At 45.4% G+C, this 16880-nt stretch carries 16 protein-coding genes; 7 read left to right on the top strand and 9 right to left on the bottom strand.

The annotated features are described in order from the left end of the window. A partial coding sequence (locus MHH60_RS23640; protein WP_341161165.1) for a carbohydrate binding domain-containing protein occupies positions 1–653 on the top strand: 653 nt, incomplete at its 5' end. Here MHH60_RS23640 and MHH60_RS23635 read toward each other — a convergent pair. After that, positions 632–937, bottom strand: a complete 306-nt coding sequence (locus MHH60_RS23635) for a hypothetical protein (protein WP_076134169.1) — start codon at positions 935–937, stop codon at positions 632–634. The two genes, MHH60_RS23640 and MHH60_RS23635, sit on opposite strands and share 22 nt — an antisense overlap. Positions 938–1028: 91 nt before the next feature. Next, on the bottom strand, positions 1029–2057 hold the full coding sequence (locus tag MHH60_RS23630) for a LacI family DNA-binding transcriptional regulator (RefSeq protein WP_076128009.1): 1029 nt from the start codon (positions 2055–2057) through the stop codon (positions 1029–1031). 122 nt (positions 2058–2179) lie between these two features. Between MHH60_RS23630 and MHH60_RS23625 the strand changes: the two genes are divergently transcribed. Continuing rightward, on the top strand, positions 2180–3880 hold the full coding sequence (locus MHH60_RS23625) for a glycoside hydrolase family 13 protein (protein WP_076134170.1): 1701 nt from the start codon (positions 2180–2182) through the stop codon (positions 3878–3880). Between the two features lie 38 nt (positions 3881–3918). Here the strand turns inward: MHH60_RS23625 and MHH60_RS23620 are convergent, their stop codons facing one another. Then, on the bottom strand, positions 3919–5019 hold the full coding sequence (locus tag MHH60_RS23620) for a M23 family metallopeptidase (protein WP_076134171.1): 1101 nt from the start codon (positions 5017–5019) through the stop codon (positions 3919–3921). 253 nt (positions 5020–5272) lie between these two features. Between MHH60_RS23620 and lipA the strand changes: the two genes are divergently transcribed. Then, complete coding sequence (gene lipA, locus MHH60_RS23615; RefSeq protein ID WP_076134172.1) at positions 5273–6178, top strand: lipoyl synthase; 906 nt, start codon at positions 5273–5275, stop codon at positions 6176–6178. Positions 6179–6446: 268 nt separating this feature from the next. After that, a complete protein-coding gene (locus MHH60_RS23610) occupies positions 6447–7115 on the top strand; it encodes a YutD family protein (protein WP_076134257.1) in 669 nt (222 codons plus the stop codon). A 590-nt stretch (positions 7116–7705) separates the two neighbouring features. On the opposite strand, the gene MHH60_RS23605 is transcribed toward MHH60_RS23610, so the two are convergent. The 4 genes from MHH60_RS23605 to ylbJ all read right to left on the bottom strand — a co-directional run bounded on the left by MHH60_RS23605 (position 7706) and on the right by ylbJ (position 12698). Further along, a complete protein-coding gene (locus MHH60_RS23605; RefSeq protein ID WP_076134173.1) occupies positions 7706–9145 on the bottom strand; it encodes a S41 family peptidase in 1440 nt (479 codons plus the stop codon). Positions 9146–9226: 81 nt separating this feature from the next. After that, entirely contained in the window at positions 9227–10411 is a 1185-nt protein-coding gene (locus MHH60_RS23600; protein WP_076134174.1) for a copper amine oxidase N-terminal domain-containing protein, read from the bottom strand. 146 nt (positions 10412–10557) lie between these two features. Further along, a complete protein-coding gene (locus MHH60_RS23595; protein ID WP_036685317.1) occupies positions 10558–11361 on the bottom strand; it encodes an NAD kinase in 804 nt (267 codons plus the stop codon). 74 nt (positions 11362–11435) lie between these two features. Then, positions 11436–12698 carry a sporulation integral membrane protein YlbJ gene (gene ylbJ / locus MHH60_RS23590; protein ID WP_076134175.1) on the bottom strand — a complete coding sequence of 421 codons (1263 nt, stop codon included), beginning with the start codon at positions 12696–12698 and terminating at the stop codon, positions 11436–11438. A gap of 412 nt (positions 12699–13110) precedes the next feature. On the opposite strand from ylbJ, the gene MHH60_RS23585 reads away from it, so the two are divergent. Together MHH60_RS23585 and MHH60_RS23580 are read left to right on the top strand one after the other, a co-directional pair. Continuing rightward, positions 13111–13494 (top strand): globin domain-containing protein, encoded by a 384-nt coding sequence (locus tag MHH60_RS23585; protein ID WP_076134176.1) that lies wholly within the window; start codon positions 13111–13113, stop codon positions 13492–13494. Between the two features lie 36 nt (positions 13495–13530). Further along, the gene (locus MHH60_RS23580; RefSeq protein WP_076134177.1) at positions 13531–14247 is read left to right on the top strand and encodes a DUF2225 domain-containing protein; all 717 of its coding nucleotides are present in this window, start codon (positions 13531–13533) and stop codon (positions 14245–14247) included. Positions 14248–14325: 78 nt separating this feature from the next. Here the strand turns inward: MHH60_RS23580 and MHH60_RS23575 are convergent, their stop codons facing one another. Together MHH60_RS23575 and MHH60_RS23570 are read right to left on the bottom strand one after the other, a co-directional pair. After that, positions 14326–14556 (bottom strand): hypothetical protein, encoded by a 231-nt coding sequence (locus MHH60_RS23575; RefSeq protein ID WP_036685307.1) that lies wholly within the window; start codon positions 14554–14556, stop codon positions 14326–14328. Further along, positions 14553–14744: a YycC family protein gene (locus tag MHH60_RS23570; RefSeq protein ID WP_076105309.1), complete on the bottom strand. Its 192-nt coding sequence runs from the start codon at positions 14742–14744 to the stop codon at positions 14553–14555. Before MHH60_RS23570 ends, MHH60_RS23575 begins: the two co-directional genes overlap by 4 nt. A gap of 118 nt (positions 14745–14862) precedes the next feature. Here MHH60_RS23570 and MHH60_RS23565 point away from each other — a divergent pair, with 118 nt between their 5' ends. Beyond that, positions 14863–16662, top strand: coding sequence for a M3 family oligoendopeptidase (locus tag MHH60_RS23565; RefSeq protein WP_076134178.1), 1800 nt, complete (start codon positions 14863–14865; stop codon positions 16660–16662). Positions 16663–16880 lie beyond the last annotated feature (218 nt).

Genomic DNA, 16880 nt, shown 5'->3' with positions numbered 1-16880 from the left:
CAACGGTAACGCCGACACCGACCGTAACGCCAACACCAACGGCAACGCCTGTCGGCAGCACGGCAACGATCTATTATAAGAATGCGGCTTATAGCAGCTCGTATATCCATTATAAGCTCGATGGTTCAACGGTCTGGACGACGTCTCCAGGCGAGCAGCTTCAAGCTTCTGCTTTTACAGGATATAAGGCGGTTACGATTCAGTTGGACACGGCAGCTGGGCTGACCGCAGCCTTTAATAATGGCAGTGGCACATGGGATAACAATGGAGGCAATAACTATCATTTTGCTGCGGGCACCTGGAGTATGGTGAATGGCAACATCACCGCAGGAGAACCACAAGCAGATAGTGTTACATTCCGAGTAACTGTTCCTGCGTCTACTCCTGTGAGTGGTCCCGTTTATCTCTCCGGTTCCTTCAATAGCTGGAATGCGGCAGATCCGAACTACCAACTGACGAAGGGCAGTGATGGTATTTACTCCATCACACTAAGTCTACCGGCGGGAACAGCAATTCAATACAAAGTTACACGAGGCGCTTGGACTAATGTGGAGGTGAATTCGAATGGATCGGATCTTTCCAATCGAACCCTTACGCCATCAGGCGGTGCACAAACCGTAAATCTGACGGTTCAGCGCTGGAAGGATCTATAAGCTTCATAATATCTATTGCTTAAACACACCAAGGAGCGGCTCCCGTATGGGGCCGCTCCTTGGTAAGCAGTATGAAGCTTTTTAATTGCAGAAAGTACAATTAGACTTTCTGTTTGAAGCTGGAAGAAAGGTTTAACTGTATTTTGTGCAGTAGAATTCAGGAAAAAGACTGTTTTTTTGCCGATTTCACGAGTTTTGACTGCACAAAGTGCAATTAAATCGAATGTTACCCATCTTATAAGGATTTCTATTGCACAAAGTGCAATTAAATCCGATGTAGCCATTTTAGCTACTCAAATTCGATCAAGCTAAAACAGTTACTCCAGACAATCAAGCCGAATGGCATGCAGCGCAACCAAGCTTCCCACCTCTTCACTAAGTTCCCGCCGGGAACTGGGATCTCATGGTTGACTCACGAGGAATGAGTTCTGGCTCGAGAAGCAAATGCCTAGAGGGGATGTTGTTATTACGAATGCGTTGCATCAGCAGCTCGCCTGAAGATACCCCTAGTTGGAATGTGTCGATATTCAGCGAGGTTAGAGGAGGCGTAGTATAACGGGATAGAGGATATTCATCAAAAGCGGCGATACCGAGCTGTGATGGAACATGAATATCCAGTGATTTTGCAGCTTGAAGCACCCCGAAGGCAACATAGCTGTTCATGCATACTACGGAGTCTGGTCGATCTTCGCTCTGTAGAAGCTCAAGTGCAGCATGATAGCTCTCATGTTCATCAGCCTTACAATTGATAATCCATTGCTGCTGATCTGCAAGATCTGCTTGCTGCAATGCTTGCAAATATCCACTCAGGCGATGAGTATAAATCTTTTCCTGCTGCTGCCCGCCTATGAAGGCTATTTTGGAATACCCCTGCTTTATTAAATGTGAGGTCAGCATGCTGCCGCCTGCTTCATTATCGAAATCGACCCAGCTTCCGGGAGTCATAATTTCGCCGATGGAGATGTAGGGAAACTCTAAGCGGTTCAGTTCTTCGCAAAGCTCTTCCGTAAGTACGGAGTTATTCGCTATGATTCCGTCGACACGTTTGCTGAATACAAGTCTATTTAGAAAATGTCCTTCCGGACTACTATGCTGCACATTGGAAATAGTCAGCTCGTATTTTAAAGGCGCAATTACACTTTCTATTCCACCGATAATGTTGTAGAAAAACTGGTTTAGGAATTCACTTTCCTTGGACATATCGACCAGGAGACCAATATTACAGCTGCTTTGTCTGGCTAATCCAGTCGCGATACTGCTTGGTGTATAGTTCATCTGCTTCATAATTTCGCGAACCTTGTGTTTCGTTTCCTGTGATATTTTTGGGGAATCGTTTAATACTTTGGATACGGTAGATTTAGCCACATTGGCTGCTTTGGCAATATCAGAAATGGTTACTTTCATTGGCTTCCCCTCATAATCCGGAACGGTATTTGTAACCATAATAACACAAATTTAGCAGTCTCTCTAATCACAAAGAGTCTCATAGATTTAACGATAAAAGCATAAAAAGGAGTTTAGAAGTTATGCCTCATACATGGTTTTTATATCATACAAGTGAAGATCCGTTTGCCTATCCTGTGGGTACGGGCATCTTGAAGCTCAGACTGTTCACGCAAGCTGGACAGCAATTATCCTGTACCGTCATCTACTCAGACCGTTATGATTCCCCGGGGCATGAAGTTCCTTTGCAGATGGAGCGGATTGGGTCGGCAGGTGTTTATGAGATACATGAAGCGGTCATTGAGACCCCCACTAAAAAATGCAGATATCTGTTCCATGTAGCTAATCCTGTGGGTGAATATGTCTGGTATGGAGAGAGAGGGGCGTCGGAGAACCGGGAACGTGCGGGTTCTTTTCAATATGCATATCTCCATCATTCTGAGGCGTTGAAGTTACCTTCATGGAGCATGGATGCAGTAACCTATCAAATCTATCCCAGCAGTTATAACGAAGGGACCTTACAAGGCATCTCTGACAAAATGCCCTACCTGCAACAGTTAGGAGTAAACGTTGTTTATATGACGCCTGTATTTGAGTCTCCTTCAGAGCATAAATATAATACCTCCGATTACTATAAGGTTGATCCAGTATTTGGGGATACGGATGGATTGAAGGCGCTGGTCAGCCAGGCGCACAGGCATGGAATCAAAGTGATTTTAGATGCTGTGTTTAATCATTCGGGAGACCGCTTTTTCGCGTTTAAAGATGTGTTGGCAAAAGGAGAGGAATCTCCGTATAAAGATTGGTTCTTCATTCATTCCTTTCCGGTTACGCAGACCCCTGTACCCAATTATGAAACGTTTGCCAAAGCTGAAGCGCATATGCCAAAGCTGAACATGGACAATCCGGATACGGCGGATTACATGATTGAGGTTGCGAAGTATTGGGTGCGCGAGACAGCGATTGACGGCTGGCGTCTGGATGTGGCGAATGAAGTTAATCCGCGTTTTTGGTCCCGGTTTCGGCAAGAGCTCAAATCTGAATATCCTGAAATCCTGCTGATCGGTGAGATTATGCATGCTTCTGGGCCATGGCTTAGAGGGGATCAGTTCGATGGAGGAATGAATTATGTGCTTCGTGATGCAGTGTTAGAATTTTTTGCGGAACAATCGACGGGGCCGGTTCGCTTTATGGAGCAATTGCTCCATCAGGAGGCGTTGTATAATGACCAGGCGAATTCGGCTATGTTTCAGTTGCTTGGCAGCCATGATACCCTGCGGTTTCTTACGGCATGTAAAGAAGCTGGGCGTGGTTGGGACCGCGTGAGTACCGCTGCTGAACGTATGATGCTGGCTGTTTTTTTCCAGATGACCTATATCGGCATTCCAATGATCTATTACGGGGATGAGGTTGGGATGGAAGGGGCGACGGACCCCCACTGTAGAAAAGCTATGGTATGGCAAGAACAAGCACAGAATGCAGTGATGCATAAGTGGTATCAACAGTTGATTTCTCTGAGAAAAAGCCATGAGGTTCTGCGCAAAGGCACCTTTCGTCCTTGGTTTACTGATGAAGTTCGTAATGTGCTTGGTTACATACGAGGTGTGGAGCACGAGAAGATAGGGCTGATTATCAATAATTCTCCAAATCCTATCCAACTAGAGCTTAGCCCATTTCGAGCTGATAAGAACGAATTAACTGATTTATTGTCTGGAGCAATCTTAAAAAATAATAATAAGCTTACGGTCAGCATTGAACCTTTCGGCTGTTTGATGTTGTATTAAAAAAGAAAAGGCCCCTCTCTAAGGAAAGGGACCTTATTCTAATTTACAGCACTTTTTTTGCTTCTTTTGTTCTTTAAGTCTCTATATTCCTGATTCTCCCACTGCTTAAGCAACGGATAGGGGTCAAAAGCCCATTCGGTAATTCCGCGATCGCGGTAAATGCCAAAATGTAGATGTGGAGGGAATTTTCCTTGTGTTCCTGGATTGCCGTAACCCGAGCTGCCTACCCAGCCAATAATCTCACCGGGGGTGACTATATCTCCGCGAGAAATGGTTTTGTTATATCCAGATAGATGAGCGTAATAATGGTAACGGTTCTCGATATCGCGAATCCCGATTCTCCAGCCGCCGTACCGGTTCCAGCCTTTTGTCTCCACTAAGCCAAAACAGGTGCTTCGGACGGGCACTCCTTGAGGTGCAAATAAATCTGTTCCTTCATGGATACGTGCACCGCCCCAGCTTCTTCCAGTGCCCCAAGTGCTACGATAAGAATAAAGGTTACTTAGGGGAAGCGGGAAGGCATTGCCGGATAGGTCCAGCCGTCCAAAATGTTCATATAACTTCGCGAACTGGGTAATGCGCTGCGAAGCGCGGCCATTGTGATAATACTCCCAGACCCCGATACTGAAATCACTAGCGGATTGTCCATACTTCAATAAGTGTCTAGCCATACTATACAGAACGTCCGCATCATTCTCTGGATCAGCTATGCCGTCTCCTGAGCCATCACTGCCAAAACCATCAAAGAAGCTAATGGAGTTTGGGGAAGTATCCCCCTGATCCGGATTGAGTGGACCAGCCCATACCGGTGCCGGGATCTTTATGGCTGTAAGGCGCGTCGAGACAGGCTGCCCTGAAGCTCCCTTTTTGGCGAGCGTGCGTTCATATTGATCAATGGCTGCGAACCTAAACCAAGGGATACCAGTAGCTGCACTCATTTGCTCGTAAATCTGTCTACGGCCAGACCATTGCGCTTCTTTGCTAGCACTAGCGGGATCCCCGCTGCTCATCACCGGTTGGATTGTAGGCCGCGCTACAGCTGCTGAAACAGGAAGGTTTAAACCACCCCAGAGGATAGCGGCCGCGGACAGGCATAACAGGGTTCTCCGGTCTTTAATATTCCTAAATAGGGCTAGCAAGATAACAGCCTCCTTTGTCCGGGCATTAAATTGAATGTAGTCACTTCGGAAGAAGCTTTTTTATAGATTGGTGCAAAATGCTACTTTTTATCCGTTCTTGTCTAAAGGTACCAGAAAAATCTCGCTGGAAACTCCAGATGATGCACCCTGCATATTTCACAAAAACAGGCAATTGTAAATCGCACATGTTATAATATGAGGCAGCAACTTTCATCTGCAGCATCACATTCAGGAGGAAGCGGGGTTTATCATTTTGTCTAATAAAACAGCAAAGCAACCTAAACCGGATTGGATTAAGATTAAGCTGACTACCGGTGACAATTATCAGGAAATCAAAAGCATGATGCGTTCCAAAACTTTACATACCGTATGTGAAGAAGCCAGGTGTCCGAATATTTATGAATGCTGGGCAAACCGTACGGCTACCTTCATGATTTTAGGTGATATTTGTACACGCGCATGCCGTTTTTGTGCAGTGAATACAGGGATGCCTACAGAACTGGACCTGCAGGAGCCTGAACGTGTAGCTGAAGCTGCAGAGAAAATGAATCTTCGTCACTGTGTGGTGACTAGTGTGGCCCGCGATGATCTTGCGGATGGTGGCGCTCAGATTTTTGCTGAGACGGTAGCGGCGATTCGTAAGCGCCTTCCGTTATGTAGTGTTGAAGTGCTTATTCCAGACTTTTTAGGAGACCGGAATAGTCTTGAGATTGTCATGAACAGTAATCCAGACATTCTTAATCATAATATTGAGACCGTGGAACGGATGTCAGATCGTGTACGGGCTAAAGCGAAGTACGCTCGTTCCTTGGAATTGCTGCGCAGAGCCAAGGAAATGAAACCCAATATTCCAACCAAATCGAGTATCATGCTTGGTGTCGGTGAAGAGTGGAACGAGATTTTACAAGCAATGGATGATTTGCGAGCCGTAAATTGTGATATATTGACTTTAGGACAATATTTGCAACCCACTCCAAAACATTTAAATGTGGAGAAATATTATCCACCGGAGGAATTTGCACTGTTGAAGGAAGAGGGAATGAAGCGTGGCTTCAGCCATGTGGAATCAGGCCCGCTAGTTCGCAGCTCTTATCATGCGCATGAGCAGGTGAAGTCTGCAGCTCAAGCTCGCGAGGAGCGTGCGGTTTCTTCTAGCTAATTATTGCTTTTCTGTGGTTTAATTCACGGAGAATGTTAGTAAGAGGAGGAAGAAGCAACAGCGTTCTGATATCTCTGCTTTTAGGTTACCCATAAAAACGTTGATTTGCGTCATCGGAGGGGAATATTGGTGCTGTAGAAGCGGTTCTAGAACAGCGACCGAAAGCCCAATATTCCACATAGATGGCGGCATAATCAACGCCACGATACCCAAAGAAAGGCAGGCGACAAAAGGTTTGATCGTAATAGGCGGAAAAGGCTATGAACTTATGTTGGATCATAAGGATGGTTGGAATCCGGAGGCGTTTCGCGGGAGATATAGCGAGGTGCTGGAAAGATACGACTATATTATCGGTGACTGGGGTTACAGTCAGTTACGTTTGAAAGGTTTTTACCGGGACAACCATCCTAAGGTGAATCGGGATACAGCGATTTCGGGTATGGTTGATTATATTAATGAATACTGCAATTTTGGCTGCGCTTATTTTGTGCTGCATAAATTGAAAGAAGTACCCCAGGAAGGCATGTTCAAGGATATTTTAATCAAAGAAATACCAGAGCCGAGCGATGAAGAGGCCTTGGAGCAAGAATCGGAAGCTAGTGATGAAGCGGCTGCAGATAAAGAGTTCTCTGTTAAAGAAACATCCTCTAAGCAAGGCTCGAATCACTCATTGGCATTTAAAGAGATGACTTCTTCTAAGGACAATATGGCGAAGGATAGACCTGTGAGAGAACATCAGAGCCGAAATCACCGGGGCAAGGATTCACAGGGCAAGAAATCCAAAAAGGATTTCCAAGGCAGACCGCCACAAGGTCAGTCTCAGAAACCCCAAAACACACCAAAACCTCAAAGCGCTCAGAACAATCAAAACAACCAGAACAATCAAAGCGCTCAGAACAATCAAAACAATCAAAACATAGAAAATTCACAACCTTAATGATGAGAGCTGAACCATAAGTAGAGTCCTTCTACGAATGAGCCAGCTTTTTTTCTTATAAAAAATAGCAGAGCAGCGTTTCTTCCGTTACTTGGAGATCGCAGCTCAGTGTTGTGGTGTTGCTCAGTGTTGTGGTGTTGCTGTGTGCGCTCAGTAATGCTGTGCTGCTCAGTGTTCTGCTACTGTAGGTTGCTCTGCTAATCTGTGCTGTTAATCGTTGGCTACTTGACGCAGCAGTTTCATCATCTCCTGAGGCTTAAGGACCCAGATGCCGTTATTTGCGAATTTTCAGCCTTTTGAGCGGGGTTTCGGACTCCAATGGTGCTATTCGTTAGAAAGAGGCATAATTAGGGTGTTTTTCATACCTATAGCGACTATGGAGTCCGATAGCACCACAAATATGGATTAATTTTGCGTTTAGGGTCATCCATGTCCGATAGGTGCTACAGATGTTTCGTAGGTACAAATATTATCAAACTAAACAAAGAACAGGAGTTGTCCCAACGGCCATTTCATGGCTTATGTGACAACTCCTGTTTTTACTCATTGTTGCTTGATTCAGCAGCTTAATGATTAGTGAGATTAAGGATCTATTTTACAGATAATTTCAATTGTTTCTGTGTTGCATTGTAACTCCATACAAGCGCAGGGAACTTCTTCTTAAAGGCATTTAATTCAATGAAGGTCTCGCCGTTCTGAGAAAGCGCCTCTTTGGAGGACAACGTAAAGCCGGTCGCTTTACCTGCCCCGTTCGTTACGATGACTTTTTTGTTCTTGGCATCCCATGTGATGTCGCCTTCGATCAGTGCACCTAGTACGAGCGAAGAAGCATAAGTCTTATCTCCTTGCTTTATTAGACCCACATTACCAGCAAAGGCAACCCCGTTGACGTTCAAGATATGATGATCACCGGAAATCTCAATGCTTTTCATTCCTGCAATCTGAAGAGCGGTAATCAGTTGTGCAGTTTTGCCTTTAACCTCAATATCCGGTGCAAGCCCGATGTGATTAAAGTCTTCTTTATTTGGAGTTAGGTATTTCTGCGTAGTCAGCTTCAGCATGTCTCCATTAGACATTGGAAGCAGGCTCTGAATACGTGCTTTACCGAAAGAACGAGTGCCTACGACGGTAGCGAGCTTATTGTCACGTAATGCGCCAGTAAGCGCCTCAGAGGCGCTGGCAGTATACTCATTCGTTAGAATAACGACGGGTACGCCTATTTTGCTGCCGCTGGTAATCGTTACTGGAGTAAGTGCTCCGGTTTGATCAGAGGTATACATCATAATGCCTTTATCCATAAAATTGGAGGTAATGTTGTATGCCGAATCCATATAGCCGCCTAAGTTGTCACGCAAATCAAGCACCATCGATTTCATACCTGCTGCGCGCATCTTTTTCAGCATAGCGGCAAATTCTTCATCGGAATTCTGTGTGAAACCGCTCAGTGTGATGTAGGCTATTTTCTGTCCAACAATAGTTCCGGTAACAGAAGTAGAGCTAATTTCATTCCGGGTTACACGAAATGATTTAGTCACTCCATTCCGGAGGACCTGCAGAGTGACCTTGGTGCCTGCGGCTCCGCTTAACTCGTCACCTTCAGTCTCTTCAACGGGGATTCCGTTAATTTTGACTATCGTATCGCCGCGTTTCAGACCTGCTTGTTCTGCAGGCGAACCGGGTGTTATGTCTTCGATGTAAAGTTCTGTTGCAGTATATTGCAATCTAACACCGATACCAACGTATTCCAGATCAACATCATGTTCAAATTGTGCCGCTTCCTCGGTATTGAAGTATTGGCTATAGGGATCATCCAAGGTGTTCACCATGCCGTCAATGGCTCCACGAATCAAGGTATCCTTATCTACACCGGAGAGGTTATAGTTCTCCAGAATATTCATGACTTCATTGATAAGATCACGGTTATCTGTAGATGCCTGAGCGGCATCGGCAGCAGAAACCACTGGAGCAAAGGTTAGGGATAAAGCCAGACAGCTGCCTAAAAGTGCACTTATTACTTTATTGGATTTCATGGAATCATACGCCCTTTTTATATAATTTATAAGATAAGAAAGTATACACTGCACGAATTAACTTTCTGTGACGTATGGTTATTAGGATTTCACGAGTTTATAGTAAACGCTGTAGGTGTTATCAGTAGTCCATACCCCGCTATCTGACTTGGATAAAATGAAGATCGTGCCTTGCTCAAAAGTTTCCTCTTCACTGGCATCCTTCTCTTTGCTTTCTACATAAATAGCTGCTTCTTTCGCGCTAAAATAGTAGATATTCGACACGCTTGGAGTATAAGTGACGTCATATGAAGTAAAGAAATCTTCCAGATCTTCCTTAAGGGAGGTATCATATTCTTCTCCGTATGAAGTCATGGTGGAAAGAACAGCGGCCGAATTTTGTTCATTCATAGCTTGATAATATTTGGTGATATTCCCTTTGATGGCATCCGCATCATTTTGAGGAATGTTAGCTGCTGTTTTTAGAGCTTGTTCACGAGTCAGCAGTATCACGGAGCTTTGGGATTCCACAGATGATATTTTCCAGCTTCCATTTTTGCGGACAAGTGTATACATGTATTCGTCCTCTGTATCTGGCGTATAGGCTCCACCTGTCCGGCGAGAGCTTTCCAGTGTATAGACAGTAGCGTCATTGCCTGAAATATCAATGATTTCCAAACTCTCAATAGTATTTTTTATGTCAAAAATCTCAAAGGAGGCATTAAGATCCGCCACTGACTCCGCATTTGAGGATTCTGAATCCATAAGGGAATAGAAGCTAATCGCTTTTTCTTCATTGAAATACTTATTTGACAAACGGATTAATGCTGTAATCGCTGCTTCGTCCTTATCTTTGGATACTGGGGTGGTAATTTGCACGCTTCTGCTGGTTGAATTCCAGACGGCTGTGCCTCCGGTTGCCTCTGCGATAAAACGTAAAGGAATGTATGTAGTGCCAGCTGAGGAGACTGGTGCGGTGGTCAGTTTTTTCACGGTTCCGTTAACGGTTGCGCGGTTGCTGCCAATTTTTAGGCTGATCGCCAGATTTGAACTTTTACCTGTTACTGTTCCAGTCTTGGCATCCCAAAGCACCTGCAGTCCAAGCTTTTCGAAGATGACCCGGAAAGGGACAAGTACAGAATTGTTCGCTAAGTATGGGGTTCCTGCGGTAAAGGAAACCTTACTGCCGTTGATATAAACATCAATCGGTTTTGAAGCAGCAAAAGCCGGGACCGCCAGTATCAGGGCCAGAAGACTTATGCTCAAGAGGGATAATAATTTTTTCAACAGTACTCTCTCCTTTTATGTAACTCTTTGTAAAATAGCCTCATTATACCATTTGATTTCTCTCTATGTCTATCAATTGGTGTTAGTTTTGTCACACCAAAAAGAGCCGGAGATATTGAAATCTCCAGCTTTTTGATCCCCTGATCTCAGACTAAGAAAGCTTCACGGACACGGTTCCAGAACGGAAACGGACGATACCTTGCGAAGCTGACTTTTTTGTCTGAAACTTGACAGCGTACTGAAATCAGGTCATCAACAGGAATGTTGTTATGATCTACGGTGAGCAGCAAACGCTGGTCTTTACATGAAAAAATGTCACAATGATGATGCTTCGGCAGTAGTAGCGGCGAGCCCATTGTCCGGAATACACGGTTGTTAATAGACGCGATTTCGGCAATCTGCAGCGCTTCTATTGAAGGGTGAACCATAGCGCCCCCAAGACTTTTGTTATAAGCGGTGCTGCCAGAGGGAGTTGAAATGCAAAGTCCATCGCCCCGGAACATTTCGAAGGTGACATCATTGATGTCGATTTGGATCATTATAGTTCCATCCACGCCTTTAAGGGTAAATTCGTTGAGGGCAATGTGAGACGAAGATCCCGATTTTTTGTGAATCTCCAGCTCTATTAATGGATATTTCACAATGCGCGGTTTCTGCGGCTCAGAATCACCGGTTCCGCACATATAATCGATTAAGGTGGGCAGCTCTTCTGCTTGCCAGTCCGCATAGAAGCCGAGGTGTCCTGTGTGCACACCTACAAAGGCTAAGTTGGGAATCTGATCGATAAAGGTATGAAAAGCGTGCAGCATTGTGCCGTCTCCACCTATCGAGATGACGATTTCCGGAGACTCGGCATCCAGTTGCAAATCCCGCTCCGCCGCCAGCTTGTGAAATTGCTCGGCAAGTTTGATTGACAGCTCATCACCGCGGTCCAGAACATAATATCTCAAGATGTACAAGCTCCTTTATATAATTCCGTCATACACCGATCATAATCAATCTTGCCCCGGAACACAATATGTAATCAACTTCGGCGCATCAATCGGAGCATTGCCATAAAGGCAGGGATAAGCAGTGACACTAGAAGAGCAGCAGCCAGTATAAGACTCAGTAGAGCTAGGCTGGCAGTGACACCTGAGGCTGAAGGTGTAAAGGCAGTGGAGGCTGGCAGTGAGACCCAGGCAGAAGACAATCCTGATCCCATCACAGGCTTCCATAGCAGCACCACGAGACCTGCTGCGAGTACGGCATGTATCAGTCTCGCAGTTAAGAACGGCAGATAACGCAGCCCGGTACCGTTCAAAATACTTGCGACTTGGGCATGTACAGATAATCCGCCCCAAGAGAGAATAAAGGCAGCTGCTGCGACCTTGAATTGAAGGGGGATGGAAGAAGCGGCTTCACCAGCAGAACGGGCACCTATGGTGACCTCAAACAATCCGCTGATCAAGGCCTGAGCTAATTCGGGAGGCCCTCCAACAAGGGAGACGAGAGATCCGGCCAGGCTAAATAGTGAGGGCAGGATTCCGGCACGGGCAAGCAGCTCCATTAGCACGTTGAAGAATACAACCAGACCCCCTACGACAATAATAAGCTGTAGCGAGGATTGGATCGCTCCTTTTAACAGCTCCCCGAAGCTCCGTCCATCCTTGCGCCGGGCTTCGGACATCGCAAGGAGTGCGGCATGTATTCTGCCGAATCCTTGTTTTGCTGGAGCAGAGGGGGCGTCAGAACTACTTTTTTCTGGGTCTTGGGTGGGAGTCTTTTGTTCCTTGCGTCCATGAAATGACATTAGGAGACCAACCATTAAGCCACTTCCGTAGTGGGCCAGTGCCAATATTAGCCCCAAAGAAGCATCGCGAAAAAACCCAACGGATACCGCCCCTAGTAGAAAAATAGGATCGGAGGAGGTTGTAAATGCTACAAGGCGTTCACCTTCGATTCTGCTAATCAGCTTCTGCTCCCGCAGCTTAGCGGTTAATTTGGCTCCGACGGGATATCCTGATACATATCCCATGGCCGCGACAAAACCACCGCTGCCTGGTATACCGAAGAGGGGACGCATCAGTGGATCAAGTAAAGCGCCGAAGAGATGGACAATGCCTAAGCCTAGCATGATTTCAGAAATGACGAAGAAGGGAAACAGTGAAGGGAAGAGCACGTCCCACCAGATGGCCAGGCCACGTAAAGCTGCGGCAAGAGATGCTTCAGGATGAAGTAACATAAGCAGCATACAACCAGCCAATATGAATCCCAGCAGCGGGCCGCCAATCTTTTTAAAAGTCATAATTAACGCCTCCTGGTCTATGGTTAGATGTATGCAAAAAGAGGGACAAACAGCACAAAAAAATGGAGAAAGCGGTTACAATTATCTGTGCTTTTTCGCAGGAATTATGATATTATGTAATAAATAAATGCACCCTCTGTTACACGATTAAATGGGATGGAGTGATGGCGATGAGCGTTATAGCCGGAGTTCTCGTTTGTGCTTTTGTATATGTAATCCGGGTCTCTCTCGTCCCTCCTGGTGATGAGGAATTTAGGACCTACTAACCTTACTCTTCAGGCGCTGAACTATAGTTTAGCGTCTTTTTTCTGTAGTTTAGAGAGCACTTTCGACGGATATCCGTGTTATGCTTATCTTTGGTATAATAAAATAAGTAACGTTTCATTAATATGGAAGAAGGCTGGTAACCTCAATGAATCCAAATGAGAGTATATATGACAATCTAGGGGGGGCTGAAGCACTACATCGGTTGGTGGAAGTGTTCTATGCCAAGGTACAGCTTCATCCGCAGCTGGGACCCTTGTTCCCTGAAGATATTACTCCAGTTCTGGAGAAGCAATATCAATTCCTGACACAGTTTTTTGGCGGGGGTCCACTTTATTCGGAATTACATGGACATCCCATGATGAGAGCAAGGCATATGCATATTCCTATTACTCCAGAACGTGCTGAGGAGTGGTTACAATGTATGAAAGAGGCACTGGTGGAGACTGGAGTCGAAGAACCACTGCGTTCATTCGTGCTTAGCCGCCTTGCAGGTCCTGCACATCATTTTGTTAACATGCCCCAGGAATAACAAGGGACAGGTTGATCCTGAAAGGAATGAGAGTACTTGACAGAGTTAATACCCCTATATTCTATTAAGGTCAAGTGTTGCAACTGTGAAAATGAATTTTCAACCTCGCGGGTACGTCCCAGTCTAAAAACGGCTATTCGACGTGATGCTGATTTCTGCGCGTATTATAAAAATGAGAATCCGGATTATTATGTTGTACGAGTCTGCCCCAATTGCGGATTTGCCTCCACAGAAAATTCGGCTGACAAGCTGACGGAACGTCAGCGCAAGGCATTTAATGAACAGGTAGGGAAACGCTGGAAGAGCCGGGACTTTGGAGAGAAACGAGACTGGGAAACTGCGCTCGAGACCTATAAACTGGCGCTTTTATGTGCTCAGAGTATTAACGATAAAGATCGGATTATCGCAAGTCTGCTGCATCATATTGCTTGGCTCTACCGCTATCAAGGGGAGACTGAGCAGGAGAAGCGTTTTTTACGCTATTCTTTGGACGAGTATGTTAAGGTCTATGAAATAGATGGCATTGCCGGCAATGATGCCCGGCTCATGTACCTGATCGGCGAACTTAATCGGCGGATCGGGGAATACTCAGTGGCTGTAATGTGGTTCTCCCGTCTGATTAATGATCAGAAGATCATGGATGCGGCGATGATTCGGGCGGCACGTGAGCAGTGGGTTATTTTACGGGAGCAAATGCGTGCTGAGGCTCTAGATGTTGAAGTTGATATCGAAGGCTTGTCTTCAAGTTCATAACGTTTGCGAACAACAAAAAGCGCAGAAGAGAATTAAATTCTCCTCTGCGCTTTGTAGAAAGAAAATGTTAGAATTTGCTTATCTGACAGCTCGATCGAACAAAAGGTAGTCGCCGTCATTATCTATAACTGTAGGACTGGCGCTGCAGCAGGGGAAGACGAGCAGTTTTTTCTTGCCGTCACGAACGATTTGTAATTCTTTTGGCTTCATAGGCAGAAGCACATTCTCTGAGTTACAGAATGGACAGTATTGCACATACATATCGCCTAGAATGATGTCATAAGGCCAGGTATGACTAAATGGAATCATTGTGAGTCCTTCCCAGAAGGAGTCTCTTCATTTTCGCCCTCAGTTTGTGGGGGATTTTGTTTTTTGGATAGCTCCGCTATTTTTTGTAGTAAAATATGTTGGGGCATATGCATCAAGTGTTCCAAAGGAACGCCTAGTTGCTTGGATAACGTAATGGCTGTTTCCGGTGAAATTTGTAGTGGCTTCATATGGATGCCCTCCTAAAGTTTATCGGCTATAAATGTTCAGATATCGTTATTCACTTTACCATGGTGTTAAGACAATTACAAAGAAAGTCAAATGAAAGCAAAGGAATGGTGAGTACACATGAAACAACCTTTATCACTGACTTGGGAACTCGATACTATTTTTCCGGGGGGTTCTTCGTCTGCAGAGTTAGAAGGGTTCTTGAGCAAGCTTGAAAAAGATATTTTATCCTTGCAAGGCTTTGTGAAGGATGCTGTGGCACCAACGGATGTTGCGTCTACAAAAGCATTGGATGAGGTTATAGCATTGCTTCAGAGCTGTTCAGGAAGACTTGTGGAGGTCACTTCCTTCGCAGACTGTCTAGGCGCTCAGAATCAGATGGACAAGGGAGCGGTAAGACTGGCGGCCAAAGTGACAAGCATGCGCGCCGGATTCGAAGGGATCAGCTCGCAATTTAGCAATGTACTTCGTCAGACTACGGACAAGGTTTGGGCAGAGTGGATGGCGCGTCCAGAGATAGCTCCTTTAACGTTCGTACTGAGCGAGAGCCGTGATTTGGCCCGTGAGAAGATGAGCCCTGAGCTGGAAAGCTTAGCGTTGGAATTAGCTGTTGACGGGTATCATGGATGGAGCGGGCATTATGATACAATTGTGAGCTCGATCAAGATCCCATTTGAGGATGAAGAGGGAACAAAGCTGCTATCTGCAGGTCAAGCTTTTAATAAGCTGGATGATCCAGATCCAAAAGTGCGTCAAGCGATGTTCCATAAATGGGAAGAGGCTTGGACTGAAGCGGCAGATAATTGCGCGGATACCTTAAATCACTTAGCAGGCTTCCGCCTGAAGCTCTATAAGGGCAGAGGCTGGGACGATGTTCTGAAAGATCCGCTCAGCATCAATCGTATGACACAGAACACCTTAAATACGATGTGGGACGTAATTACAAATAGCAAACCTGTGCTCGTGTCCTACCTTCAGCGTAAAGCCAAGCTACTGGGGCTGGATTCTCTCTCATGGGTCGATGTCGAAGCTCCTGTAGGCAAATCTTCCGGCAAGATCCCTTATGATCAAGCTGCGAAGGATATCGTCACACAGTTCCGTAAATTTAGTCCTAAGATGGCTGAGTTTGCAGAGCATGCCTTTGATAATAACTGGATCGAGGTTGAGGATCGTAATGGCAAACGTCCTGGTGGATTCTGTACTTCCTTCCCTGAGAGTAAAGAATCACGGATATTCATGACTTACAGCGGCACACCTTCCAATGTTTCAACATTGGCCCATGAGCTGGGACATGCGTATCATTCCTACCTGCTTGATGATCAACCTGTATTTAATCAGAATTATGCAATGAACGTTGCAGAGACCGCTTCAACCTTTGCAGAAGTGATTGTATCTGATGCTCAGGTTAAAGCTGCGGGCAATGCAGAGGAGAAGCTGGCACTGCTTGAGACGAAGATACAGAACAGTGTGGCATTCTTTATGAACATTCACGCTCGATTCTTGTTCGAGACTCGCTTTTATGAAAAACGTAAGGAAGGTCTTGTAAATGCTGAGGAACTGTCTGCTCTGATGGTGGAAGCACAGAAAGAAGCTTTCTGTGGTGTGCTTTCTGAATACCACCCTCATTTCTGGGCGTCGAAGCTGCATTTCTATATCACAGATGTACCTTTCTATAATTTCCCGTACACCGTTGGTTATATGTTTAGTACAGGCTTATATCGTCTGGCATTACAAGAGGGAGCTTCCTTTGCAGACAAATATGATAGCTTGTTGCAGGATACCGGCGTGATGACATTGGAGGATTTGGTGCTCAAACATTTGGGTGTGGATCTGACAAAGCCGGATTTCTGGCAAGGAGCTACAGATCTGATCGTGGCTGATATTAACGAGTTCTTGCAGATGACAGAGCATTTAGCGTGAAATGTCTAAAATAAGACAAATTTCAGGACGCAAAAAATAAGGGAATTTCAGTGTGAACACGCAAAGACCCCGGTTAAGGGGTCTTTTTTTAATGGTTAAATGTCGAAAACCCCCGGTTTATAAAAATTAATATACGAATGATCCATGAATTTTGCGCATTACTAGGGATAATAACCCAATTTTGTAGAATAATGTTGTTGGACGTATGTAAGGGGTCT

Origin of the sequence: Paenibacillus sp. FSL H7-0716, from assembly GCF_038002705.1 — a bacterium.
Lineage (GTDB): Bacteria > Bacillota > Bacilli > Paenibacillales > Paenibacillaceae > Paenibacillus_AQ > Paenibacillus_AQ odorifer.
The sequence above is the reverse complement of the archived record's forward strand: the minus strand, read 5'-3'. Positions and strand labels throughout refer to the sequence as shown.